Origin of the sequence: Rhizobium sp. AB2/73 (assembly GCF_020871915.1) — a bacterium.
GTDB lineage: Bacteria > Pseudomonadota > Alphaproteobacteria > Rhizobiales > Rhizobiaceae > Rhizobium > Rhizobium dioscoreae.
In genome coordinates, this window is the sequence record NZ_CP067071.1 from 2,690,589 (window position 1) to 2,715,639 (window position 25,051).

24 protein-coding genes are annotated in these 25,051 nt (G+C 60.3%); 12 read left to right on the forward strand and 12 right to left on the reverse strand.

The window, feature by feature from the left end; all coding sequences use genetic code 11:
• Position 1 precedes the first annotated feature (1 nt).
• The 4 genes from I8E17_RS13305 to I8E17_RS13320 all read right to left on the reverse strand — a co-directional run bounded on the left by I8E17_RS13305 (position 2) and on the right by I8E17_RS13320 (position 5,381).
• Entirely contained in the window at positions 2 to 1,165 is a 1,164-nt protein-coding gene (locus I8E17_RS13305; RefSeq protein ID WP_069613304.1) for a Re/Si-specific NAD(P)(+) transhydrogenase subunit alpha, read from the reverse strand.
• 110 nt (positions 1,166 to 1,275) lie between these two features.
• Complete coding sequence (locus tag I8E17_RS13310; RefSeq protein WP_041677669.1) at positions 1,276 to 1,500, reverse strand: aa3-type cytochrome c oxidase subunit IV; 225 nt, start codon at positions 1,498 to 1,500, stop codon at positions 1,276 to 1,278.
• Positions 1,501 to 1,728: 228 nt separating this feature from the next.
• Positions 1,729 to 4,044 carry an EAL domain-containing protein gene (locus I8E17_RS13315; protein WP_069613305.1) on the reverse strand — a complete coding sequence of 772 codons (2,316 nt, stop codon included), beginning with the start codon at positions 4,042 to 4,044 and terminating at the stop codon, positions 1,729 to 1,731.
• Positions 4,045 to 4,274: 230 nt separating this feature from the next.
• Positions 4,275 to 5,381, reverse strand: coding sequence for a TRAP transporter substrate-binding protein (locus I8E17_RS13320; RefSeq protein ID WP_069613306.1), 1,107 nt, complete (start codon positions 5,379 to 5,381; stop codon positions 4,275 to 4,277).
• Positions 5,382 to 5,672: 291 nt separating this feature from the next.
• On the opposite strand from I8E17_RS13320, the gene I8E17_RS13325 reads away from it, so the two are divergent.
• Entirely contained in the window at positions 5,673 to 6,461 is a 789-nt protein-coding gene (locus I8E17_RS13325; protein ID WP_069613307.1) for a gamma-glutamyl-gamma-aminobutyrate hydrolase family protein, read from the forward strand.
• Here the strand turns inward: I8E17_RS13325 and I8E17_RS13330 are convergent, their stop codons facing one another.
• From I8E17_RS13330 to I8E17_RS13340, 3 genes are all read right to left on the reverse strand, one after another.
• Positions 6,462 to 7,430 carry a 2-hydroxyacid dehydrogenase gene (locus I8E17_RS13330; RefSeq protein ID WP_069613308.1) on the reverse strand — a complete coding sequence of 323 codons (969 nt, stop codon included), beginning with the start codon at positions 7,428 to 7,430 and terminating at the stop codon, positions 6,462 to 6,464.
• A gap of 41 nt (positions 7,431 to 7,471) precedes the next feature.
• A complete protein-coding gene (locus tag I8E17_RS13335; RefSeq protein ID WP_069613309.1) occupies positions 7,472 to 8,491 on the reverse strand; it encodes a LacI family DNA-binding transcriptional regulator in 1,020 nt (339 codons plus the stop codon).
• Between the two features lie 118 nt (positions 8,492 to 8,609).
• A complete protein-coding gene (locus I8E17_RS13340; RefSeq protein ID WP_069613310.1) occupies positions 8,610 to 9,122 on the reverse strand; it encodes a MarR family winged helix-turn-helix transcriptional regulator in 513 nt (170 codons plus the stop codon).
• A gap of 86 nt (positions 9,123 to 9,208) precedes the next feature.
• Here I8E17_RS13340 and I8E17_RS13345 point away from each other — a divergent pair, with 86 nt between their 5' ends.
• The 6 genes from I8E17_RS13345 to I8E17_RS13370 all read left to right on the forward strand — a co-directional run bounded on the left by I8E17_RS13345 (position 9,209) and on the right by I8E17_RS13370 (position 16,493).
• On the forward strand, positions 9,209 to 10,000 hold the full coding sequence (locus I8E17_RS13345) for a creatininase family protein (RefSeq protein WP_069613311.1): 792 nt from the start codon (positions 9,209 to 9,211) through the stop codon (positions 9,998 to 10,000).
• Between the two features lie 140 nt (positions 10,001 to 10,140).
• On the forward strand, positions 10,141 to 11,244 hold the full coding sequence (locus I8E17_RS13350; RefSeq protein WP_069613312.1) for a GTP-binding protein: 1,104 nt from the start codon (positions 10,141 to 10,143) through the stop codon (positions 11,242 to 11,244).
• Positions 11,244 to 12,233 carry a WD40 repeat domain-containing protein gene (locus I8E17_RS13355; protein ID WP_069613313.1) on the forward strand — a complete coding sequence of 330 codons (990 nt, stop codon included), beginning with the start codon at positions 11,244 to 11,246 and terminating at the stop codon, positions 12,231 to 12,233. Before I8E17_RS13350 ends, I8E17_RS13355 begins: the two co-directional genes overlap by 1 nt.
• Before the next feature lie 76 nt (positions 12,234 to 12,309).
• Complete coding sequence (gene cysE, locus I8E17_RS13360; RefSeq protein WP_069613335.1) at positions 12,310 to 13,125, forward strand: serine O-acetyltransferase; 816 nt, start codon at positions 12,310 to 12,312, stop codon at positions 13,123 to 13,125.
• A gap of 337 nt (positions 13,126 to 13,462) precedes the next feature.
• On the forward strand, positions 13,463 to 15,091 hold the full coding sequence (locus I8E17_RS13365) for an alkaline phosphatase family protein (protein ID WP_069613336.1): 1,629 nt from the start codon (positions 13,463 to 13,465) through the stop codon (positions 15,089 to 15,091).
• Between the two features lie 19 nt (positions 15,092 to 15,110).
• Complete coding sequence (locus I8E17_RS13370; protein ID WP_069613314.1) at positions 15,111 to 16,493, forward strand: cytochrome c peroxidase; 1,383 nt, start codon at positions 15,111 to 15,113, stop codon at positions 16,491 to 16,493.
• A gap of 57 nt (positions 16,494 to 16,550) precedes the next feature.
• Here the strand turns inward: I8E17_RS13370 and I8E17_RS13375 are convergent, their stop codons facing one another.
• A complete protein-coding gene (locus tag I8E17_RS13375; protein ID WP_069613315.1) occupies positions 16,551 to 17,141 on the reverse strand; it encodes an N-acetyltransferase in 591 nt (196 codons plus the stop codon).
• A 113-nt stretch (positions 17,142 to 17,254) separates the two neighbouring features.
• A complete protein-coding gene (gene odc2 / locus I8E17_RS13380) occupies positions 17,255 to 18,388 on the reverse strand; it encodes an ornithine/lysine decarboxylase (protein WP_069613316.1) in 1,134 nt (377 codons plus the stop codon).
• A 529-nt stretch (positions 18,389 to 18,917) separates the two neighbouring features.
• Between odc2 and I8E17_RS13385 the strand changes: the two genes are divergently transcribed.
• From I8E17_RS13385 to I8E17_RS13395, 3 genes are all read left to right on the forward strand, one after another.
• Positions 18,918 to 19,811, forward strand: coding sequence for a LysR family transcriptional regulator (locus tag I8E17_RS13385; RefSeq protein ID WP_069613317.1), 894 nt, complete (start codon positions 18,918 to 18,920; stop codon positions 19,809 to 19,811).
• A 90-nt stretch (positions 19,812 to 19,901) separates the two neighbouring features.
• The gene (locus I8E17_RS13390) at positions 19,902 to 20,561 is read left to right on the forward strand and encodes a DUF1007 family protein (RefSeq protein ID WP_069613337.1); all 660 of its coding nucleotides are present in this window, start codon (positions 19,902 to 19,904) and stop codon (positions 20,559 to 20,561) included.
• Positions 20,555 to 21,667, forward strand: coding sequence for a nickel/cobalt transporter (locus tag I8E17_RS13395; RefSeq protein ID WP_069613318.1), 1,113 nt, complete (start codon positions 20,555 to 20,557; stop codon positions 21,665 to 21,667). Before I8E17_RS13390 ends, I8E17_RS13395 begins: the two co-directional genes overlap by 7 nt.
• Before the next feature lie 37 nt (positions 21,668 to 21,704).
• On the opposite strand, the gene I8E17_RS13400 is transcribed toward I8E17_RS13395, so the two are convergent.
• From I8E17_RS13400 to I8E17_RS13410, 3 genes are all read right to left on the reverse strand, one after another.
• On the reverse strand, positions 21,705 to 21,920 hold the full coding sequence (locus tag I8E17_RS13400; RefSeq protein WP_176728017.1) for a hypothetical protein: 216 nt from the start codon (positions 21,918 to 21,920) through the stop codon (positions 21,705 to 21,707).
• Between the two features lie 89 nt (positions 21,921 to 22,009).
• Positions 22,010 to 22,705, reverse strand: coding sequence for a tellurite resistance TerB family protein (locus I8E17_RS13405; protein ID WP_113367405.1), 696 nt, complete (start codon positions 22,703 to 22,705; stop codon positions 22,010 to 22,012).
• 126 nt (positions 22,706 to 22,831) lie between these two features.
• Complete coding sequence (locus I8E17_RS13410) at positions 22,832 to 23,470, reverse strand: 2-dehydro-3-deoxy-phosphogluconate aldolase (RefSeq protein WP_069613321.1); 639 nt, start codon at positions 23,468 to 23,470, stop codon at positions 22,832 to 22,834.
• 160 nt (positions 23,471 to 23,630) lie between these two features.
• Between I8E17_RS13410 and I8E17_RS13415 the strand changes: the two genes are divergently transcribed.
• Together I8E17_RS13415 and I8E17_RS13420 are read left to right on the forward strand one after the other, a co-directional pair.
• The gene (locus tag I8E17_RS13415) at positions 23,631 to 24,116 is read left to right on the forward strand and encodes a CYTH domain-containing protein (protein ID WP_069613322.1); all 486 of its coding nucleotides are present in this window, start codon (positions 23,631 to 23,633) and stop codon (positions 24,114 to 24,116) included.
• A complete protein-coding gene (locus I8E17_RS13420; protein ID WP_069613323.1) occupies positions 24,094 to 25,005 on the forward strand; it encodes a CHAD domain-containing protein in 912 nt (303 codons plus the stop codon). The genes I8E17_RS13415 and I8E17_RS13420 overlap by 23 nt, the downstream gene beginning before the upstream one ends.
• Positions 25,006 to 25,051 lie beyond the last annotated feature (46 nt).

Here is a 25,051-nt window from a genome sequence, read left to right on the forward strand (position 1 = left end):
CTCAGAGATCTCCCTTCTTGATCGTCGGCTGGTCGGGATCGACGAAATTCGGGTTCACGACCTCGCCGCCATCGGTCAGCATCGTCGCCTTGATCAGCTCATCGGTGCGGTTGAGGGCAAGGCTCTTCGTATCCTTATCGACCATCGTCTCCAGGAAGGTAACGAGGTTCTTAGCGTAGAGGGCCGAGGCGCTGGCCGCGATCCGCCCGGCCATGTTGGGATAGCCAACCACGCGGACGCCTTCGACCTCGGCGACCTTGCCGTATTCGGCGCCTTCGATATTGCCGCCGCGCTCCACAGCCAGATCGACGGCGACGGCGCCAGGGCGCATCGCCTTCAGCATGTCGCGGCTGACGAGGCGCGGCGCCGGTCGGCCGGGGATCAGCGCCGTGGTGATGACGATATCCTGTTTGGCGATATGATCGGCAACGAGAGCAGCCTGCTTGGCCTGATACTCCTTCGACATTTCCTTGGCATAGCCGCCGGCAGTCTCCGCCGCCTTGAACTCCTCGTCCTCGACCGCGACGAATTTTGCGCCGAGCGAAGCGACCTGCTCCTTCGCAGCCGGCCGTACGTCCGTCGCCGAAACGAGCGCGCCCAAACGCCGTGCAGTGGCGATCGCCTGCAACCCGGCAACGCCAGCACCCATGACGAAGACCTTTGCCGCCGGCACCGTGCCCGCTGCCGTCATCATCATCGGCAGTGCCCGGTCATAGACGGCAGCAGCCTCGATCACGGCTTGATACCCTGCGAGATTGGCCTGTGACGACAAGACGTCCATCGACTGCGCGCGGGTGATGCGCGGCATCAGCTCCATGGCGAAGCTTGTCAGCCCTGCGCGCGCCATCTCGGCAAGAGCGGCCTCGTTGCCATAAGGGTCCATGATGGCGATGACGATCGCGCCGCTCTTGTAGCCGGAGATCTCCTTGCTCGTCGGGCGTCTCACCTTGAGAATGACATCCGCCGCCTTCGCATCCTTGATAGAACCGATCCGGGCGCCGACGGCTTCGTATTCGGTATCCGGAATGCGCGATAAAGTCCCCGCGCCGGCTTCGATCACCACGTCGAAACCCAGGTTCTTCATCTTCTTCACCGTCTCGACGGAAGCCGCAACACGCGTCTCCTCCGCCACGCTTTCCTTGGCCACGAAAACCAGATTGCTCAACGACGACACCTCGCATCAGACGGCGCCGCTCCCGAATGCGGCGGCGCTGTAGCCTGCAGAATCATGGGAAAGCGCGGGCGATCGGCCCGGCATCGGTCAGCGCTGCAATATCAGCGCAACAGGACGACGCTGGCGATGGTCAGAACAATGAATATCAGGACGCCGCCGAGGAAACCGGCATGGCCAAAGAAACCGGCCGCCATGGCGATCAACAATGCGGCAACGATCGCAGATCCGACCTTGGCGCCCGAGATGAAAAGATTATAGGTCTTCTCATGCTCCTTGTAGTCCATGGGAGCGCCCACTTCGGCGGGTCCAGTATGATGTTCGGCCATTCAGAATTCTCCCCTCAATCCTCTCCGCCGACAGACGACATAACTGCCAGCTGGAGCTCATCCTCAAAAGTTGGGACACCCCGCAACGGGATGCCGCAACCAATTTCCTCCACCGAGGGGTTACACAAAGCGAGGAAAAATGCAATGCACGAGAAGGTCGCAGGCGGGCATTGGCTGCCGGAATCGCCAGGGATTTCGAAGACGCCCGCATCGAAACGATGACGCCGGCTAGGTCGTGACATCGGACGGCAGGATTCTGCCGGCACCCGGCTGCCGCCGGTTGAGACTGGCCACTCTCTCGATGACCTGCTCCTGCGGTACCGGCGGCGAAAATACATAGCCTTGGATGATATCCGCCAGGTTCCGCTCGACCACCAATGCCAGCTGCTCCAGCGTCTCGACGCCTTCGATCACGATATGAAGGCTGAGCGCGCGGGAAAGATCGACGATACCGCATAGCAGCTTGAAACGGCGGCTATCCGTCGTGATATCACGAACGAAAGACCGGTCGATCTTCACGACATCCACAGGCAGCGTATCGAGATAGCTGAGGCTGGAGAATCCCGTTCCGAAATCGTCGATTGCAATCGTGATGCCTTTGGTACGCAGATCGGCGAGGATGGAGCGAACGGTCGCCACCTCATCCATCAGGCAGCTTTCAGTGACCTCGAGATGCAGGCGGGATGGCTCCAATCCTGACGCATCAAGCGCCGCCATGACGATTTTGACAATCTCGCCATTGCGCAGATCCTGCGCCGAGAGATTGACGGAAACCGCGAGCGGCGCAGGCCATGAAGCACAATCGTTGCAGGCCTGGTTGACCATGAAGCGAGTGATGCCGGCAACGATCCCCATCTCCTCGGCAAGCTGCACGAAAAGATCGGGCGGGATCGAGCCCTTTTCAGCGTGAATCCAGCGCGCGAGCGCCTCGCAACATTCGATGCGGGATCCGTCCGGCGTGTACATCGGCTGATAGACGGCCTGAAGCCTGCCGGCTTCAACCGCCTCGCGCAAATCATCCTTCAGCTTCTGCCGCTCGACATAGCGTGCGTCCATCTCCTGCTCGAAGGCGCTGCAGCCGCCCTTCAGCCGCGATTTGGCATCGAAAAGCGCGAGATCGACCTTGATCTGCCACTCCTCCGGGCGAAACTCCCGGCTGGACACGGCCATGTATCCGCCGCTGACGGAAATCCGGAAACTGCTGTCCGACACGCTGTAGGTGCCGGCCATTGCCGCATGCAGGGTGCGGATGCGGGCATCGATATCAGGAGCATCGTCTTCATTGGGAAAGAACAGCACGAATTGATCGCCGACAAGACGAGCGGCAATCGCTGCGGCGCCGGCAAGCTGCTTCAGGCGCTCGGCTATGGCGACCAGCAGGCGGTCCCCGGCAACGTGCCCCTTGGTATCGTTGACGTGCTTGAAGTCATCGATATCGAGAACCAGAATGCCGATGCGGCTTTCCCGCTTGCGCGCAGCCAGCCTCTCCTTGACCAGATCCATGAAATATTCGCGATTCGGCAGCCCCGTCAAAGGGTCGTAGCGCACCATATGTAGGATCTTGCGCTCCGCCCGAACGCGCACCGTCACATCTTCGAAAATCAGGATCACGATCCCGTCGGCGCGGCGGCTGGCCGAAAATTCGAGGAACTGATCCTCGTTGAATTGAATGAGCGTTCGCGACAGCGTGCCGCTGACGAGCTGTGCCAGCTGCCGCTGGATGAGTCCGGGCAGCGATCCGTCGATGAAGGCGTGGCGCGCGCCGTAGCGCAGAACGACATCGAATTCGCAGTCCTTGAGCCGCTGCGGGTCGGCAAAATTAAGGAGCTCGCATGCCTTGCGATTGACGACCAGAATGCGGTTCTGGGCATCAAGCATGAACAGCCCGTGCGTCATGCTGTTCAGCGCGGTGTCGAACCTGTCGGCCATCAGCGATATCTCGCGCGAAGCGATGATGTTCCGGTAGAGAAATTCGCGCATGCCATTCGCCATTGCGCGTGTCGTCAGCCCAAACGGAATGAGCATGAGGGAGGCGATTGCCTTGTAAGGCTGCTGCAGCAGCAGGCAGGCAACGATGATCGGCACGCAGCAGCACAGAATCTGAAGATCGACCGCGCGAGGCGAACCATAGTTGCGGCCGACGATCGACACCATCGACGCCATCGTGACGGCGACGCAGATGAATTCCGCCAGCGAATTCTGCAGGATGAGGATGGCATAGCCGCTGCCGATGCCGAGGATGGCCGCTGTCGCCGCCGCGCCGATCACATAGCGCGTTTCCCAGCCGGCAATACCGGCGCGCGTAAGATCATTCTTATCCGCGGCGTCGAACAGCCGGAACAAATGGATGCGTAAGCCAAAGACAACCACAATCGCCACGCAAAAGGCCAGATAGATGCCGGCATGCGTGCTCAGGAAAACGAGGACATATGTCAGGATATGAACGAACACGCCCGTAAAGAGCGTTTTGCGATTTCCGAAAAGCGAACTGACGAACGACAGATAAACATCCGTCGGCACGGTGTCCGGGCTTGGAGGCTTCATTCAGACTTCCCCTGATGCGGCGGACACCCTAGTGGAAACCCTTTAAAATTTACTTGCCCGAACAGAGCCCATTCGGACAGATTTTCCAGTCAAAGCGGCAGCTTAAGTTGAAGCTGGATCATGATCAGCACTGCACTGGCACAATGATTCCCGGCTCCTCCCGAGACGGATATAATATTTAAATCACTAATAAAGAAAACAATATATCTCAAAAGACTTATGAAATACGATTACAGCTTGCCCGCCCGCTGCTGGATCATCATGAAGGTATCGAAAGTATACTCGGAAAGCTGCATCCAAAGATAAGCATCCTTCTTGTAGGCGACTTGATCCTCATAGATGCGCTTGAAATAATCATTTGATTTGGAAAGATCGGCATAAAGCGCGCCGGCTGCCTGGAAGCAGGCCTCCATGATCTCCTGGCTGAAAGGTCTGAGCGTCACCCCTTGCTGCACGATATCCTTCAGCGCCTGGGGATTTTTGACGTCGTATTTCGCCAGCATGTTGGTGTTGGCGAAGGCGCAGGCGTCGCCAAGGATTGTCTGATAGCTCTTCGGCAGGGCATTCCATTTTTCCAGATTGAAGAAGGCATGCACCACCGCGCCACCTTCCCACCAGCCAGGATAATAATAATATTTGGCGATCTTCTGCAGGCCGAGTTTCAGGTCGTCATAGGGGCCGACCCATTCGGCCGCATCGACCGTACCCTTGCTCAGCGCATCATAGACACCGTTGACCGCAATATCCTGTTGCGGGACGACACCGATCTTCTCGATCACCTTGCCGGCCAGGCCGGCGATGCGCATCTTCAGCCCCTTGAGATCGTCGAGCGTATTGATTTCCTTGCGAAACCAGCCGCCCATCTGCGCACCGGTATTGCCCGCGGGCAACCCTAAAATGCCCTGCGTCGCATAGAACTCGTTCATCAGCTTGTTGCCATTGCCCTGATAGAACCAGGCATTGGTCAGCCGGGCGTTGAGGCCGAACGGCAGCGCCGTGCCGATGGCATAGGTCGGATCCTTTTGCCAGAAATAATAGGAACAGGTGTGCGCGGCATCGACGGCGCCGGCGCTGACCGCATCGGCGGCTTGCGCACCAGGCACGATTTCACCGGCCTCATAGGTCTGGATGACGAAATTGCCGTTGGTCGCGTCGGAGACATGCGCGGCAATATCCTCCGCGCCGCCATAGATCGTATCCAGGCTCCTGGGGAAGGAGGAGGTCATCCTCCAGGTGATCTTCGGATATTCCTGGGCAAGAGCAGGGCTCGCAAGCGCGGAAGCGGCAGCACCTGCGCCAACAGCTCCTGCCCGCCTGATGAAGGAACGGCGATCCATCGAATTCTCCCATACGGACGGCATTGCCGGGGAACGGCGCGTTCCCCGTCGCGGCGCAAGCGATGGAGCTAACCATGCCGCACCCGGTCTTTCAAGTTTGCTGTTGCACCGCATTATGGCGATTCCTGTACATCGGCGTAACGAGCCTAAACAAAGCCTTACGAAAACCTCTGCGCGTTGCCGGCCGGGCCGTATTCGCGTAAGTTCGTAAGGCGTAAATCCGTCCTCGGATCGACATCATGATCGTCCAGAGGTCCAATGAACAAATGTCTGCAGCCTTCGGAGCCTTGCATGCCCAGACCGATCATCGCCATTCCCGCCGATATCCGCGAGTTCGATGGCACCAGCTGGCATGCCGTGCAGCTGCAATATGTCCGCGCAGCGGTCAAAGCGGCTGGGTTGATGGCGCTGATCGTTCCCGCGCTTGAGGATGGCAACGATGCGGACGCCATTCTCGACCGGGTGGACGGGCTACTCGTTTCCGGCTCCGCGACCAATGTGCATCCATCGCTCTATGGAAAGGAAGCGCTTGAAAGCGACGGTCCTTTCGATCCGGCGCGCGACGCGACTTCGCTGCCGCTCATCCGCCGCGCCATCGATCGCGCCATTCCGATGCTCGCCATCTGCCGCGGCATTCAGGAACTGAATGTTGCCCTTGGCGGCACGCTTGCCAGCGAAATCCAGGACCAGCCGGGCATATGGGATCACCGCAAGCCGCCGAATGTCGATCGCGATACGATGTATTCCATCCGCCAGAGCGTCTTCGTCAAGGAAGGCTCCTGCATCGCCCGCGTCGTTGGGTCAGGGGAAGTGCGTGTCAACTCGCTGCATCGCCAGGCGATCGCCGATACCGCGCCGAGACTGCAGGTGGAAGCACTGGCCGAGGACGGCACGATCGAGGCCGTTTCCGTTATCGGCGCCAGGGCCTTTGCCGTCGGCGTACAATGGCACCCGGAATATTGGGCGGAAACGGATTCGCCGTCGCTGAAGCTCTTTACCGCCTTCGGCGACGCCGTGCGCGATTATGCGGCTGGCAAGGAGCGGCCAGCGGTCGCTCCGTATCCGCAAAAAGCCGTATGATCAGCCGCGCGACTTGACCGGCGTTTCGGGCACCGGCGTCACGGGCTCACCCTTGGCGAACCATTCGATAATATTGTCGACGACGAGATCGGCCATGGCATCGCGCGTCGGCGCCGAGGCCGAAGCCACATGCGGCAGCAGGGAAACGTTCGGCAGCGAGAGATATCCGGCCGGGACATTCGGTTCGTCATAGAAGACATCGAGACCGGCAGCCCCCAGCGTGCCGTTACCGAGGGCTGTTATCAGCGCATCATCGTCGACGGACCAGCCGCGGCCGACATTGATGAACACGCCCTGCGGCCCGAGCGCCGACAGGATCTCGGTGTTGATGACTTTGTGCGTCTCGGGCGTCTTCGGCACGATCGAGATTAGCGTATCCACCGATTGCGCCATCTCTTGCAGGGTCGGATAGTAGTCATAGGGCAGGGAGTCGCGCGGCGTGCGGGTGTGATAGCCGATCTTCACCTTGAACGGCTCAAGCCTTCTCGCGATCTCCAGGCCGATGCGACCGAGACCGTTGATGCCGATGCGGCGTCCCTTCATCGAAAAGGGCGAGAGCGGAAAAGCCCCTTCCTTGACCCAGCGCCCCTCGCGCAGCCAGGTCTCCGCCTTCGGAAATTGCCGCAGCGTGTTCAACAGCAGGGCGATCGCGGTATCGGCGACCTCATCATTCAGGACATCAGGCGTGTTGGTGACGACGATGCCCTTGGAGGCTGCGTGCTTGACGTCAACGCCATCATAACCGACGCCGAAATTGGCGATGACTTCGATATTCGGAAAGGCATCGATCCAGCTCGCATTGAAGATGCCTGCAACGGCAACGCCGCGGATGCGGGCTGCGGTTTCCGCATCGATCTTCGGGCCGCCATCGCGTTCGACCGAAACGATATCGAACTGCTTCCCGAGCCTTTCGAGGACACGCGGGTGTATCTTCCCCGGAACGAGGACGGCGATGCGACTATCGGACATGGATCTTTCCTCTTGAGAGACAGTTCGGCGCCGCACCGTTGCTAGCGAGCTTTGTAAGGCGCCGTCGATTGGCGGATGCGCATTTCCGGCTTGATAAGATGGATACCGTCCGGCTCATGGCTTCCCGCCAGCCTATCCAAAAGCGCGCGCGCTGCAAGCCTTCCGACCTCGGCCTGACCGTTCCAGACCGTGGTCAGCGCCGGCGTTGCGATCGCCGCCTCCTCTAGGTCGTCATAGCCGGTGACGGAAATGTCCCGCCCGGGAACGAGGCCGGCGCGTGAAATGCCGTTCATGAGACCGATGGCGACCAGATCGTTCCAGCAGACGGCGGCCGTCGGCTTCTGCGGCAACGACAGGAAGTGCACCGCCGCCTCAAAGCCGCCCTGCTTGGAGCGTGCGCCGGGAATGCGTAGATTGGGATCAACCTCGATGCCCGCCTTGCGCAGCGCATTCACATAGCCCTGGTAACGGTCGCGCCCCGTCGAGGTCTGATCGGTGCCGCCGATCATGGCAATGGAGCGGTGGCCAAGGCTGATCAGATGGTTGGTCGCAAGCGAGATGCCGTAACTGTCGTCGCCACGAAAAGTCGGCAGATCCAGCGCTTCGATCTGTCGTGCCACCAGAATGGCCGGCATGCCGTTTTCTTCCGCCAGCTCGAAATCCTCCGGCGGCGTCCCGATCGCCGGCGACATGATGACACCGTCACCGCCGAGCTGCAGCAGCGTCTCGATAAAGGTCCGCTGTTTCTCCACCGAATCATAGTGATTGGAAAGAATGAAAGTGTGACGGCTGCGATCGAGTTCGCTTTCGATTGCCTTCAGGATTTCTCCATAGAAGGGGTTCATGATGTCATGAACAACGACACCGATGATGCCAGATCGCGATGTCCTGAGGCTCGCCGCGCGGCGATTGTAGATATAGCCCAACGCGCGGGCCTGATCCTTGATCTTCTCGCGCGTGTTGACCGCAACCAATGGGCTGTCGCGTAAGGCCAGAGATACCGTTGCCGTTGAAATACCCAGCGTTTCCGCAATCGTAGAAAGCTTTATCTTTTGCGCCACGCGCGCCCTCCCCGTGAAACGCAGCCGTAACATATCCCGTTCGTTTTACGATCCCGGAATTTAAAATCTTTAATTAAAAGCTTTAATCATGCCGCGCAACACGAATTCTTGAGGATTCTCAGATTTCGTCATCATCCTCGTCGCCATCGGCGGCCTGGAGATTATGCTCGATCGTTTTGAGCAGGCGCACGAGTGAACGAATATCTTTTTCCGAGAAGCCGCGGGTCGCAAGCTCATCGCAGCTGGCAGCCGAACTTTCGATTTCGCTGACGCTGTTTCGCCCTGCTTCGGTCAGATAGACCTTGGTCAGACGGGCATCGTCCGCATCCGGCCGCCGTTCGACGAAGCCTTGCGCCTCCATGCGGCCGATCGTGCGTGTCATCGTCGGCGCCTTGACGCCGAGCTTTTGCGCCAGCGTCCCGGCCGGAAGACCGTCGCTTGCCGCCAGAGCAAGAATGACACCGTCCTGCCCGGCATAGAGGCCGCTCGCCGTCAGGCTGCGCGTCATCACCGTGCGCATGGACCGCGCCGCCTGCGTCAATGCCGGCGACAGATCGGCAAGCGTGTAGTCCCGGTGATCCTTCTTCTTACCTGACTTACTTTTCTTCCCGACCTTGTTCTTTTTGCCCATCGTGATTCCGTTGACCTTTTCGCCGCGAAGTCATCACGCTATGACATTGCGCAGGTTACTGACATAAACAAGAGGCACACCCTCAGATGGTGCATCCTTTGCCATGTTTCGATGACAATGATGAAACATTGACACCCGAAGAGCGAGCAAAATGGATCGCGGTGCTGCCACTTGGCGCCTATGAGCAACACGGCCCGCATTTGCCATTCGAAACCGACGCACTCATTGCCGATGGAATCGTCTCACGTCTCAAGGTTGCCTTGCCGGTAAATCTGCCCGTCTCCTTCCTGCCCGTCGAGCCGGTTGGCTATTCCATCGAACATATGGATGTCGCCGGCACAAAGACATTGACCTTCGACGAAGCTGTTCGGCGCTGGCTCGGCATTGCTGAGCAGATGAACAATCTCGGCATCCGCAAATTCGTCATGCTGAACGCTCATGGCGGCAACTCGCCGCTGATGACCATCGTCACAACGGAAGCGCGTGTGCGCTTCAACATGCTGGCGGTCGCCACCAGCTGGACCCGCTTCGGCGTGCCGGATGGGCTGATCACGCCCGACGACAAAGCCATCGATATTCACGGCGGCGATATCGAGACATCGGTGATGCTCGCTCTCCATCCGGAGAAGGTTGACATGTCGAAGGCAGCAAACTTCCCGTCACGACAATCGGAGTTCATCAAGGGCTTCAAGCATCTGCGCGCCTATGGACCTCACGCCTTCGGCTGGAAAATGGCCGATCTGAGCAGCCAGGGTGTGGCCGGCAACGTGGCCGCGGCCACGGCGGAAAAAGGCGAGCGATTGATTGCCCATGCCGTCAGTGGTCTCGTCGAACTGCTCGAGGATATCAATAAATTCGATGCGACGAGCCTGACTTAAGCGCATGGTCAAGCCGCCTGCCGCAATCCAATGTGATCTTATAACATATAAAAGCCTTTGAACTGGCGTCGCCAACTCCTTATATGGAACCCGACCAATGTCTGCTCCCCCGGGGCAACCTTTCATATTTCGAGGCTCCCATGACCGAAACAGCCACGCAAAAGCCCGTTCCCGTCACCGTTCTCACCGGCTATCTCGGCGCCGGCAAGACGACGCTGCTGAACCGCATCCTTTCGGAAAATCACGGCAAGAAATACGCCGTCATCGTCAACGAATTCGGCGAGATCGGCATCGACAACGATCTCATCGTCGAGTCGGACGAAGAAATCTACGAAATGAACAATGGCTGCGTTTGCTGCACAGTGCGCGGCGACCTCATCCGCGTCGTCGAAGGCCTGATGCGCCGCCCCGGCCGCTTTGACGGCATCATCGTCGAAACGACAGGCCTTGCCGATCCGGTTCCGGTCGCCCAAACCTTCTTCATGGATGACGATGTCCGCGCCAAGACCGAACTCGACGCCGTCGTCGCGCTTGTCGACGCCAAGCACCTGCCGCTGCGCCTCAAGGACAGCCGCGAGGCCGAAGACCAGATCGCCTTTGCCGACGTCGTCGTCATCAACAAGTCCGATCTTGTCTCTCCGGAAGAGCTCGCCCAGATCGAGGACATCGTCCGCGCCATCAATCCGGCTGCCCGCGTCTACAAGACGACCCGTTCCGGCGTGGAGCTCGCGCGCGTGCTGAACCAGGGCGCCTTCAATCTGGAACGCGCGCTGGAAAATGATCCGCATTTCCTCGAGCATGGCCACGAGGATCACGTCTGCGGCCCGGATTGCGATCATCACCATCACGACCATGATCACGATCACCACCATCATGACCACGATCATGATCATCATCACCACGATCACGACCATCATCATCACGGCCTGTCGCCGATCCACGATGTGACCGTGCAGTCGGTTTCGCTGCGCGGCGGCGAGATGAACCCGGAGCGCTTCTTCCCCTGGATCCAGAAGGTCACGCAGACGCAAGGCCCGAACATTCTCCGCCTCAAGGGCATCATCGCTTTTAAGGACGATCCCGAACGCTATGTCGTCCAGGGCGTGCACATGATCATCGAAGGCGATCATCAGCGCCCCTGGAAGGACGGCGAGAAGCATGAAAGTCGCCTCGTCTTCATCGGCCGCGAGCTCGACCGCGAAAAGCTGGAAGCCAGCTTCAAGGCGTGCGAGGCGTCTGCCTGATGCCGACTGTTGCTCCGCTTGATATCGACGGCCACGTTCTGGCCGTCGAATTTTTAGGTGACACCCCCTTCTTCGCCAGCGCCGCCGGCGCAGTTCATCGCCTCGAAGGCGGAGAGAAGGTCACCGAAGCCCACCACGGAATGCTGACCTGCATCCGCGATTCCCATAGCGAGAGCCTGATTTCAGGCGGCGAGGATGGCAAGGTCCTGCGGATCGCAGCCGACGGCAGCACGACGGTACTGGCCGAAGCGCCGCGCAAATGGATCAGCCAGCTTGCAGCCGGCCCGCAGGGTGCCGTCGCCTATTCCTATGGCAAGAGCACCTTCGTGCGCCTCGCCGACGGGACGACGAGAGAGTTTCCGGAAGAACGCACCGTCGAAGGCATTGCCTTTGCACCCAAGGGCCTACGCATCGCCGTTGCCCGCTATAACGGCGTCTCCCTGCATTGGGTGGGCATGAGCGCGCAGCCGGTCAATCTGGAATGGAAGGGCGCCCATACGAGCGTCACCTTTTCGCCGGACGGCCAGTTCATCGTCACCACCATGCAGGAAAATGCCCTGCACGGCTGGAAGATGGATGCGAAGCCAGGCGCCGAAGCCAGGCACATGCGCATGACGGGCTATCCCGCCAAGGTGAAGTCGCTCTCCTGGTCCAACAAGGGCAAGTGGCTGGCCTCCTCCGGCGCGCCGGCGGCGATCGTCTGGCCCTTCCAGGGCAAGGATGGTCCGATGGGCAAGGCGCCGCTGGAGCTTGGCACGCGCGCCAATATCATGGCGACTTCGGTGAAGTTCCATCCCGTCGAGGATATCCTCGCCATCGGCTTCATCGACGGCATGATCCTCGCGGTCCGCATCGGCGATGCCAAGGAAGCGCTCTTGCGCCGGCCCGGCAAGGGTGCGATCACATCAATGAGCTGGAGCAAGTCCGGCAAGCTTCTCGCCTTCGCCTCCGAAGCCGGCGATTGCGGCGTTGTGGACATTTCCGGTTAAAGTAATTCCAGAAAAGTGCGCAGCGGTTTTCCGTCCTGAATTGCGCGAAAACAATGAGATGCAGAGAGACAGGATCATGCCCCAGTCAGGAACGGCAATCGCCGGAAATGCGCCTGCCCCAGCCGAAAACGTCTGGGATGTGATCCGTTGTGAAGCCGCCGAACTGGCGGCGCGCGAGCCGACGCTTGCGCCGCTGCTGCAGGCGCAATTGATTGCCGGAAACTCCGAGGCCGAAAGCCTTGCCAACGTATTGGCCGCCCGGCTCTGCGTCGTCAGGATCGAGCACGGCGACATGCTTTCGCTGCTGTCCGACGTGCTGAGGCGATATCCCGCTATCCTGCAGGCAACGGAAGCGGATCTTGTCGCGGTGCGAACCCGCGACCCCGCCTGCACGACCTACCTGCACGCATTGCTGAACCTAAAGGGCTTTCATGCCCTACAGACGCACCGCATCGCCCATGCGCTCTGGACGGAAGGCCGCAAGGAAATTGCGAGTTGGCTCTCCAATCTCGTTTCGCTCGTCTTCGGCCCGGATATCCATCCCGCCGCAAAGATCGGCACCTCAATCATGCTCGATCATGGCTCCGGCATCGTCATCGGCGAAACCGCCGTTATCGAAGATGAAGTGTCCATCCTCCAGAATGTGACGCTCGGCGGCACCGGCAAGGAGAGCGGCGACCGTCATCCGAAGATCGGCCACGGCGTGATGATCGGCGCCGGCGCCAAAATCCTCGGCAATATCGAAGTGGGCGCCTTCAGCAAGGTTGCCGCGGGCAGCGTCGTGGTCAAACCCGTACCGCCGCATTGCACCGTCGCGGGCGTACCCGCCGCGGTCGTGCGCATCCATCGCGCCGACGAGATCCCGGCCGAGACGATGGATCAGAATATCTGATTTCGCCTGAATGACGGACTGTGGCCACCTCGTGGTTCGAGGCATCGTCGTTTTCGCTGCGCTTAACGCCGCTGCACCTCACCATGAGGTGGAGCAAGTTCCGTGGCGAGGCACGCAGATCAGCCCTCATGCTGAGGAGGCCCGAAGGGCCGTCTCGAAGCACGAGGACAGGTGAGGAAACACCCCGCCACCAGTCCGTGACATAAGGTAGCACCGGAAACGCTCCCCTTACCCTTCATGGAACTGTCATGCTCCATTGATAGCTCGAAAGGGTTCTCTATGCCCGGCGTGGCGCAAATGCGCCGGAGCAATGCCCCCACTCGAAGAGGATATGACGATGACCAGTTTTTCACGTCGTGCCGCCCTTAAAGCCGGCAGCGCGCTTAGCCTTGTTTTGCTCTGTTCCGCCGCCGGTGCCCCCGATATGGCGCCGGCACCGAATACAGCGACCCCCATCAAACATCTTGTCGTTATCTTCCAGGAAAACGTCTCCTTCGACCATTATTTCGCGACCTACCCCAAGGCAGCGAATGTCGATGGCGAACCGGCGTTCAAGGCTGCCGACAACACGCCGACCGATATCAACACGCTCGCCAATGCCGGTCTTCTCGACAACAATCCGAACAAGACCAACACGGCAAACGGCGCCGATGCGGCAGCCCCCTTCCGGCTCGACCGCACGCAGGCCGCAACCCAGTCGCAGAACCATGGCTATACCGCCGAACAGGCGGCCTACAACAACTTCGCCATGGACCTCTTCCCCGCCAATACCGGCAAGGGCACCAAGGGTGCTGCCGGCGCCTTCGGCACCAAGGGTCAAGTCATGGGCTATTACGACGGCAACACCGTCACGGCCCTTTGGAATTATGCCCAGCATTATGCGCTGAATGATAATTCCTTCTCCACCAATTTCGGCCCCTCGACCCCCGGCGCGCTGAACCTGATTTCCGGTCAGACCAACGGCGTCATCCTGCCGCCCGGCTATATGCTGGAAAGTGACGGCACCTATTCCAAGGGCCGCATCGTGCCCGACGGCAATGGCGGCTGGACCGCGATCAGCGATTTCGATCCGACCGGCGACGTCTGCTCGGTCGGCCAGACGGCGCTGATGTACGGCAAGAACATCGGCGACATGCTGAATGAGCATAAGATCACCTGGGGCTTCTTCGAGGGCGGTTTCGACCTGTCACTGACCAACCCGGATGGCACGACCGGCTGCAAGCGCGCGACCACCTCAACCGTGACCAAGGTCAACTACGCCGACTACATTCCGCATCACCAGCCATTCCAATATTACGCCTCGACCGCCAACCCGACGCATGCGCGCCCCTCTTCCGTAGCGGCGATCGGCACGACCGATGCGGCCAATCACCAATACGACATGACCGACTTCTATGCGGCGCTGAAGAACGGCAACATGCCAACGGTCAGCTTCCTGAAGGCACCGGCCTATCAAGATGGCCATGCCGGCTATTCCGATCCGCTCGACGAACAGGAATTCGTAACTGAGGTGGTCAACACCGTGCAGAATTCGCCGGATTGGAAGGACACCGCCATCATTATCCTCTACGACGATTCCGACGGCTGGTACGACCATGCCCATGCGGTCGTCAATCCGTCCAAAATCCCGGTCAAAGGCTACGACGTGCTGACAGGAGACAGCTGCTCTACCGGCACCGCCCTCCCCGGCGTCAACGGCCAGCCGGCGCAGGGGCGCTGCGGCTACGGCACACGCCAGCCGTTGCTCGTGATTTCACCCTATGCCAAGGTCAACTTCGTCGACCACACGCTGACGGACCAGACCTCCGTCATGCGCTTCATCGAGGATAACTGGATGGGCGGCGCCCGCCTCGGCGGCGGCTCCTTCGATGCACTCTCGGGCTCGCTGAACACCATGTTCGACTGGTCCAAGGGTGATACGCCGAAGCTGATCCTTGATCCGAAGACCGGCAACCAAGCATCGTAAATCCAGAAGGGAGACGGAAATGCCCCTGACCTACCGCCGTCTCCTGCCGATCCTCGCACTCGCGGGCCTTTCGCTCGCGGGTGCGGCTGTCGGCATGGCGAGCGAGCCGGCCATGAACGCCACGGCGACTGACGGCTATGACGACCAGGCACCGCTGAGCGCGGTGGCCCAGCTCGGCAAGAAGCTGTTCTTCGATCCGTCGCTCTCAGGCAGCGGTCAGATGTCCTGCGCCACTTGCCATGATCCGGCCAACCACTATGCGCCGGCCAATGGTCTCGTCGTCCAGCTCGGTGGCCCGCATCTCGATCAGCCGGGCATCCGCGCGGTGCCGAGCCTCGCCTACAAGATGTCGACACCTTCCTTCTCGATCGGAGAAGAGAGCGCTGCCGACGAAGCTGCGGAAGCCTCGCCGATGACCGAAGCATCGGGCGTGGCTCTCGCCGATACCCCCGCCGCCGTCACCGGCCCGCTGACGGCACAGGCCGTCGTCAAGGCCGATGCGGCAGCCGCAGCAAACCTCGTGCCGCAGGGCGGCATGTTCTGGGATGGGCGTGTCGATTCGCTGGAGGAACAGGCCCTGCAGCCAATGATCTCGCCTTTCGAAATGGCGAATGCCGATGCCGCCACCGTCTATGCCAAGCTCAAGAAGGATTACGGCAAGGAGATTTCAGCGCTGTTCGGCGACAATATCCTCAGCGATCAGGACATGACGATCTCCGAGATAGGGTTCGCGCTCGCCCGCTATCAGATCGAGGAAAACTCCTTTCATCCCTATACCAGCAAGTACGACTACTATCTGCGCGGCAAGGCTATCCTGGCGGATGCGGAAGCGCGGGGTCTGAAGCTCTTCGACGATGCGGACAAGGGCAATTGCGCCTCCTGCCATCTCGATAAGATGACCGCCGACGGGCAGATGCCGAACTTCACCGATTTCGAGTTCGAGGCGCTCGGCGCACCGCGCAATCCGGCCATTCCGGCCAACGCCGATGCGCATTACTACGACACCGGCATTTGCGGCCCGTTGCGCAATGACACCTATTCCGTCCAGCCGCAGAATTGCGGGTTGTTCAAGACACCGACGCTGCGAAATGTCGCGACCCGCCATGTCTTCTTCCACAATGGCGTCTACCACACACTGGAGGATGTCACCCGCTTCTATGTCAAGCGCGACACCAATCCGGATGAGATCTATCCGAAGGATGCGAGCGGCAAGGTGCTGAAATATGATGATTTGCCAGCGCAGTATCAGGCGAATATCGATGTCATCGACGCCCCGATGAACCGCAAGCCCGGCGATGCCCCGGCCCTCAACGAGGCCGAGATAGCCGATGTCGTCGCCTTCCTCAAAACGCTGACGGATGGCTATGACCCGACAAAGGACAGCGTGAAGGCTGCGAAATAATAAGGCCTCCGACCGGGCGGCGGAGGCCTTATAATACGTCGAGACTGTTCGAGTGCTTTATGCAGCCTTTGCTATCGGCGGCTGGGCCAGTTTGCGGCCGCTGGCGACGATCATGCCAGCGGCGCTGTCGAGCCAGCCTTCCTTGAGCTCGAGGGCCAGGAAGCGCTCGCGCTGGAACGGGCCTGGCATGACGAGATGGCGCGTCTTTGCGGCAAAGAAGCCGAAACGCTCGTAATAAGGCGCATCGCCGACGAGCAGGATCGCGCCGTGGCCGCGCTTCTTGGCTTCCAGGATGGCGGCGCGCATCAGCGCCGAGCCGATGCCCTTGCCTTCATAGGCGGGATCGATGGCCAGCGGGCCGAGCAGCAGCGCCTCGACCGGGCGCGTCTCCCGATCGACGCCGGCTTCGACATTCCAGAGGCGGACCGTGCCGATGACATGGCCGGCGCGATCGCGCGCGACGAGCGCCAGACCTTCGGCCGGTACACGGCCCTGGCGCAGCTTTTCCGACGACTTCTTGCGGCGGTCAGGACCCATAGCGCGATCCAGCAGGTTTTCGCGCGCGACGACATCGCCTGCGTTTTCCAGGTCGAGAGTGAATGTGGACGGCGCAAAGAATGCGCGGACAGAATCAAGAACAGCGGCCATCTCGGCCTCCCGTGCCCAATACCGTTATCAGCGGTGGTGACGAACTATTGTGAGGGTGCCGCCCCGGCTGGCTACGGGGGCAGCTTTGTCGAACTTCAGATCCCTGCCGGACCTCAGATAACGTAGGCCTTCAACGGGTCGAAGCCGTTGAACGCCACAGCCGAGTAGGTCGTGGTGTAGGCGCCGGTGCCTTCGATCAGGACCTCGTCGCCGATGGTGAGCGACACCGGCAGCGGATAGAGGTTCTTCTCATAAAGCACGTCAGCCGAATCGCAGGTCGGGCCGGCAATGACGCAGGGTTCCATCTCGTCGCCGTCGCGCGTCGTGCGGATAGGATAGCGGATCGCCTCGTCCATGGTTTCGGCGAGACCGCCGAATTTGCCGATATCGAGGAAGACCCAACGAGCGGCGTCATTGTCCGACTTCTTGGAAATCAGGACGACTTCAGCCTTGATCACGCCGGCATTGCCGACCATGCCGCGGCCCGGCTCGATGATCGTGTGCGGGATCTGGTTGCCGAAATGGGCGCGCAGAGACGCAAAGATCGCCTTGCCATAGGCTTCGGCCGAGGGAACGTCACGCAGGTACTTGGTCGGGAAACCGCCGCCCATGTTGACCATCTGCAGGTGGATGCCTTGCTTGGCGAGCGAAACGAAAACCCGCTTGGCATCGGCAAGAGCATCGTCCCAGGCATCGACCTTGGTCATCTGCGAGCCGACGTGGAAAGACACGCCATAGGATTCCAGGCCCAGCTGATGAGCATAGACGAGAACGTCCACGGCCATCTGCGGGACGCAGCCGAACTTGCGCGACAGCGGCCATTCCGCACCTTCGCCATCCGTCAGGACGCGGCAGAACACGCGGGCGCCGGGTGCGGCACGCGAAATCTTCTCGACTTCCTCGTGGCTGTCGACGGCGAAGAGGTTGATACCGAGTGCATGCGCACGGGCGATATCGCGCTCTTTCTTGATGGTGTTGCCGTAGGAGATACGCTCAGCGGTAGCGCCGGCATCGAGCGCCATTTCGATTTCGGCGACGGACGCGCAATCGAAGTTGGAGCCGAGGCTTGCGAGCAGACGCAGCACTTCCGGAGCCGGGTTGGCCTTGACGGCGTAATAGATGGCGCTGTCCGGCATGGCATGACGGAAGGCGTGAAAATTGTCGCGGACGACATCGAGATCGACCACCAGGCACGGACCGTCCGGACGTCGGGCGGCGAGGAAATCGCGAATACGTTGCGTGGTCATGTCAATTCCCTTTCAAATTCCAAAGGCTCCGGGGAAAACCCAGAGGACAAAGGGCGACGCTCACTCGCTCAGGAACCAGCCGGTGGAGACCCCGGTACCGTGCAAATGCGCGAAGCGCGGATGATGAACCAGTGCCGCAAGCGGCGCTAATTCGCTTTGTCTGCCATGGATTGGAGGGAATATCCCAACCGCACTTCCGGCAATGAAGGTGTGCCTCTTCAGTATCCCCGGCTGATGGAAAGCCGGGAGAGAACAAAAAGGCCCGCACCGTCGTTGCTTCAGATGTCCTCGCATTTTTCGGTTGGCCGAAATAGCGACTGGAGGGGTTAGTTCCAGGTACCTTACCGATTTTCTCACCACATCGAGGATCGGCGGACACCCACGGGCACGTGCGACTTTGGGCTGACTTCGAAATAGGAATATTCGCCGACATAATCAAGAAAATTTTTCTCCCATGCCCGAAAAAAATAATTGAACAAATCGAAGCATTTTGTTCAACATCCGGAAACAGTTAGCGGGAGGCTTCACCATGGACACTTTGACCCGAATTCGCGCCTTTATCGACGTGGTCGAGGCCGAGGGTTTTTCGGCAGCCGCCCGCAAGACCGGCCGCTCCAAGGCCCTCTTGTCGAAATATGTCCGCGAACTGGAAGATGAGCTCGGCGCGCTGCTGTTGAACCGCACCACGCGTCAGTTCTCCATGACGGAAGCCGGGCATACTTATTATCGTACCGCCTCCGACATCCTGAAGGAGATCGACAATCTCGCCGACCTCGTGCGTGAGAACAATCAGCAGCTGAAGGGTCGGCTGCGGATTTCCGTGCCGCGCACCTTTGTCGATGCCGATGTCGGGCAATCGCTGATCGATTTCGCCAAGGAGAACCCCGATCTTGCGCTGGAAATCGCCGCCGACGACCGCTTCGTCGATTTAATCGAGGAAGGCTTCGATGTCGCCGTGCGCATCACCAAGCTCGAAGACTCCGGCATGATTGCCCGCAAGATTTCCGATTTCCGCGTCCACCTCTGCGCCACGCAAGCGTTCCTCGATCGTTATCCGACGCTGGAACATCCGACTGACCTTGCGCGCATTCCCTTCATCATCGACACCAACACCCGCTCGCAAGGCACTATTCGCTTCGTCGATGCCGACAGCACGACCTTCAACGTCGCCATCAACGGCACGCTCGAGGTCAATAGCCCGCATGCGACGCTGCGTGCGGCGCTCGCCGATCTCGGCGTTGCCATCGTCCCGGATTTCATCGGCCGTACGGCGATCGAAAGCGGACAGTTGCTGACGCTGTTCAATGACTACCTACCGACGGACCGCGGCATCTATGCCGTCTACCCGCACCGCCGCTACCTCCCGGCCAAGGTGCGCATCTTTGTTGACTACCTGCACAACTGGTTCCGCAAGAACGGCTGAACCGGCAAGGTTGGCCCGCCGGTCCCAATTCCGTCTCATTTCCTGACCAGAAAACGAAGTGAATCAATGCTCGCGAAATATATCGGACGCATGAGAAAATCCACGACCGCCTACGCTGTTGCCTTGACCGGCGGCCTGTTGCTCATGCCGGCCGTAGCAGCGGCGCATCCGCATATTTTCGTGGAAGCCCGTCTGGAAGTGCTCGCCGGCGGGGACGGCAATGTGCAGGAGCTCCGCAACGTCTGGCGCTTCGACGAGGTGTTTTCCTCCTCCGTCCTCATGGATTTCGACAAGAACACCAACTTGAAGCTCGATCCCGACGAACTGAAGGAGGTCGGCAAGACGGTGCGGGAGTCTCTGGCCGATTACGACTATTATGCGAACCTGACGCTCAATGGCAAAGTGATCAAGGTCGAGAAGCCTGACGTCATCAATGTCGACTTCCGCGATGGCCAGCTCCTGATGTTCTTCGCCGTCAAGCCGGCCGAGCCGATGCCGCTCGCCAAGGGCAACAAGCTGAGCTTCGGCATCTACGATCCGACACTCTATACTTCGATCGATTTCCCGAGCGACAATGAATTGGTGACGGAGGGCGATGCCTTCAAAAGCTGCACCCATAAGGTCGTGCGACCCAATCCGGATGAGGTCATCGCCGAGAACAAATCCACCTTGACGGATGCCTTCTTTAACGATCCGACGGGGACGACCATGTCGAAACTCTTTGCAACGCGGATAGATGTGCAATGCTGATTTCGAGAATGAGCACGCTCGCGCCGGCCGCAGCTGTCGCCCTTCTGGCGGCAGCCGGTCTCGCCCATGCCGCCGGCTCGCCACTTGGCATCGGTACCGCCGAGCCAAGCTTCCAGCCGATGGGCGGACCGCTGGCACCGATCTTCCTTTACGTGAATTACGAGCAGCAGGCCTTCTATCGCGCACTCACCAAGTCGATCGAGGCCATGCGCCAGGACCCCTGGCAGCTCTGGACGCTAATCGGCCTTTCCTTCGCCTATGGCATTTTCCATGCCGCCGGCCCCGGCCACGGCAAGGCGGTGATTTCCTCCTACATGGTCGCCAATGAGATCGAACTGAAGCGCGGCATCGGCATCTCCTTCGTCTCCGCGCTCATCCAGGGCCTCGTCGCCGTCCTTGTCGTTGGCGCCGCCTACTTCGTCCTGCGCGGGTCCGGCATCACCATGACGATGGCGACCAATGCCATGGAGATCACAAGCTTCGTCATGGTCATCCTGTTCGGCAGCTGGCTCCTGTTCCGTAAGCTGCGGGCGATGATGCAAAGCCGGGCGCAACATCAGAAAATGCAGCTTGCGACATCGGCCGGTCCAATCAGCCTATCGCTGTTCGAGGGAGCAGCAACCGGCACGGATTCGGCAAGAGGTTTTGCGCGCAGCAGCGCCGCTATGCCCGCTGCCGGCGGCTATCAATGCTACGATCCAGCCCATACGACCGGCGACGGCGCCTACTGCGAGACGTGCGGCCACGCCCATCTTCCCGATCCCAAGATGCTGTCGAACGAAAAATTCAGTGCCCGCGAGGCCTGGTCCGCCATCGCCGCCGTCGGACTGCGTCCCTGCTCCGGCGCGCTCCTTGTCATGACCTTTTCTATGCTGAACGGGCTCTATCTTGGCGGCCTGCTATCGGTCCTCGCCATGTCGATCGGCACCGCGCTGACCGTCTCGCTGCTTGCCATCATCGCGGTCTTCGCGAAAGGCACCGCCGTGCGTTTCACCGGCAAGGGCTCGAGACTTTCGGTTTGGGTCGGCAACGGTATCGAGATTCTCGGCGCGCTGCTCGTCATCTGCACGGGCATGATCCTGCTCGGCGCCTCGCTGCAGAACTGAGCGATTTCCGAGGGTTCGGGAGAGCTTGCGCTAGGGCTTACGGCTCATCGCGCCGCTGGTAGCGTGCGCGCATCCAGAACACGAAGAAGAAGGCCAGGATGACGAGCACGCCGAAACCGGTGCCGAGCCATGGCGAAATGTCTCCGAGCCAGACGATGACGTTCGGCATCAGGTAAAGCACGGCTGTCGCAACCAGCAGGATAACGCCGGCCGCGATTGCCGCCGAGCGGGTTTCGCTTTTCTTATCGGTCAATATAGCCATCCCTGACGCCCTGACATGAGTTTCGGCGAAGGCTTAGGCCAGCTGCCGAGGAAAGGCAACCGGCCCTATCGTCACACGCGTCAGACTTTAGCGCCGGCAACGGTCGCTTCGATATGATCGACCAGCGCATCGGCCAGACCGAGGCGGCCGGCGAGCAGATCGAGATAGCCGCGTTCGGCCCGCGAATCCGGCTCGATTGCCAGCCGCGACGCGGTATAGACCTGCACGCGTTGTTCTTCGGTCTTGGCCGAGGCGACGATGGCATCGAGATCGACAGGATTGGCAAGCTCGCGCTGGAAGAAGGCTTCCGCCTCGGATCCGACACCAGCCTCATGCACTTTGCCGAGGATGTGCTGGCGCTCGGAATCGTCGATATGGCCATCGGCACGGGCGGCCGCGATCATGGCCCGCACCAGGGAAAGCGCAAAATCGTTGCTGGCGACGGCCGGCGCCGTGCTGAAGCCGGAATCCGACGGCGGCGGCAGGAACTGCGGCTCGGCCTGCGGCGCTGGCTGCGGCTGATTGCCGTCACGGTAATTCTTGTAGGCCTGATAGCCGAGGCCTGCGATGGCTGCGAGACCGCCGAGCGCCAGCGCATTTCCGGCGACCTGGCGTCCGGTCTTCGTCCCCAGCAGTACGCCAGCGATGGCGCTCGTCGCCATCGGATTGTCCCTGGCAAGATTGATGGCCTGGGTTGCCCTGTCTCTCACGGTCCCCTGGACTCCCGGAACCTGTGATCCCAGGAATTGGTCAAGAAGCTTGCGGGCGTCGATCATATGGATGCTCCTCCGTCCTTTGATGGTGAGAGGGAGATAGGAAGCGCAACCGCAAATACCAATCCGCAGAATGCAAAAAGGCGCGCAGAAGCCTGCGCGCCTTCGAAACCGACGGGAGGCAGCCGCTCAGCCCTTGAGCGCGGCGGCCTCGGCGGCAAGCTTGGTGATCCCGGCCCAATCGCCCGATGCAACGAGCTCCTTCGGCGCAACCCAGGAGCCGCCGACGCAGATGACGTTCGGCAGCGAAAGGTAGTCATGCGCATTCTTCAGCGAGATGCCGCCGGTGGGGCAAAAGACCGTGCCGGCAAGCGGTGATGACAGGGCCTTGAGATAGGAGGCACCGCCGGCCTGCTCGGCCGGGAAGAACTTCAGTACCGTATAGCCCTCTTCGCGCAGCGCCATCACTTCGCTGGCCGTTGCGGCACCCGGCAGCAGCGGCACATGCGAACCGCGCGCAGCATCGAGCAATTCCTGCGTCGTGCCGGGGCTGACGATAAACTTCGAACCGGCTTCGACGGCCGCGTCCCATTGTTTGACATTGAGGATCGTACCGGCGCCGACTTCGGCACCCTCGACTTCTTCGGCGACGGCACGGATCGCATCCAGCGCACCGGCGGTGCGCAGCGTGATCTCGATGGCCTTGAGACCGCCCGCAACGAGCGCGCGGGCGAGTGGCACCGCCGATTTCGCATCGTCGACGATCAGCACGGGAACAACGGGCTGCAATTTCAGGATGGAAAGAAGCTTCTCGGTTTTCTCGCCCATGGTCGGTGCACTCCCTTTAAAACGATTGAAATCCGGCTTTCGAATAGCCTTCCCGAAGGTGGTTGTCGAGACAAAAGCTCGCTTTAAATACGACGGGTAGGAAATTGCGGCAACTTGCTATACTCTGTTCCAATCTGTGCCGGTGGAGCATGTCAAACGCATGGCAAAAGAGATCGAGCGAAAGTTTCTGGTGCGCGGCGATCACTGGCGTGATTCCGTTTCGGAGCGACTGATCCTGCGACAAGGATATATTGCCTCCATGGCAGACCGTTCCGTGCGCATACGGCTGACGAACGACACCAAGGCAACCTTGACGATCAAGATCGGCAAGTCGATGACGAGGGACGAATTCGAATATGAGATTCCCGTCGACGAGGCGGAGGAATTGCTGGAAACGGCGATCGGCCTCGTCATCGAGAAGACCCGCCACAAGGTACAGTTCAAGGGCTTTACCTGGGAAGTGGATGTCTTCCGCGGCGCCCATCGCGGCCTCGTGATCGCTGAAGTGGAAATGGACGACGAAAGCGACAATCCGGAACTGCCGGACTGGATCGGACGTGAGGTAACCGGCGAATACCGCTATTCCAATCAGGCCCTCGCGACACAGTTCGAGCAGGAGTACGATGAGCTATCGCATACGGCCTGACCGAGCCCTTGATGACGAGGTGCACAAAGCAGCCGCTCATCAACTCGGCAAGGCAATGGCCGTACTGACGGACAGGCCGCAGGGCCTGCACGAAGCGGTTCACGCCGCCCGCAAGAACATCAAGCGCGTGCGCGCGCTTTACCGGTTGATCGGTCCGGTCGCGCGCGAATTTCAGCAGCGAGAAAATGACCGCCTTCGGAATATGGCACGCACGCTTTCCGGCGTGCGCGATGCGACCGCACTGATCGAGATCGGTCATTACCTGCAGGCAACCGCCAGATCCGCAGAAGAACTGCACGCGCTGACCCGCGTCAGCGATCTACTGACCACCAGGCGCGACCGCCTGGCGGCGGCGCAAACCGATCTCGAAGACAGGGCACAGGCAGCAGTCGCGATATGTGACGAGGCGCGCGAGGCGTTGAAGGAGGTATCCTTTCACTGCGGCCGACGCGACACGGCCCGTCTCTTTCAGAAAAGCTGGCGCAGGAATGTCCGTAAGGCGATGCAGGCGCTGTCCGAGTGCCACGCGGAAGATGCCCACGTCGAGAGCTTTCATGATCTGCGCAAATGCAGCCAGGATTACTGGATGCATCACATGCTGCTGCGCGATGTCTGGCCGGCCGCCATGCATGCCAAGCAGCTGGAGGCCAAAGCATTGGTCGACGTACTCGGCCGCTATCTCGACATGTCGATATTGGCTGCTGTCGCAGACCGCGAGCCGCATCTCTTCGACAGGAGCGACGATCACGCCCGCCTGCTGGAAGCGATCATTGCCCGGCAGCAGACCGCGCGCGGGGAAGCGCTGGAACGAGCATGCTGGGTCTTCGCCGACAAACCGGAGAGCGAAGCACGGACTATCAAGCACCTTTGGCTGGAGGCGGCCGACTGAGGGGCCACGCGCCCGGCTCAGGCAGTTGAATCGCACGACCTGGCCG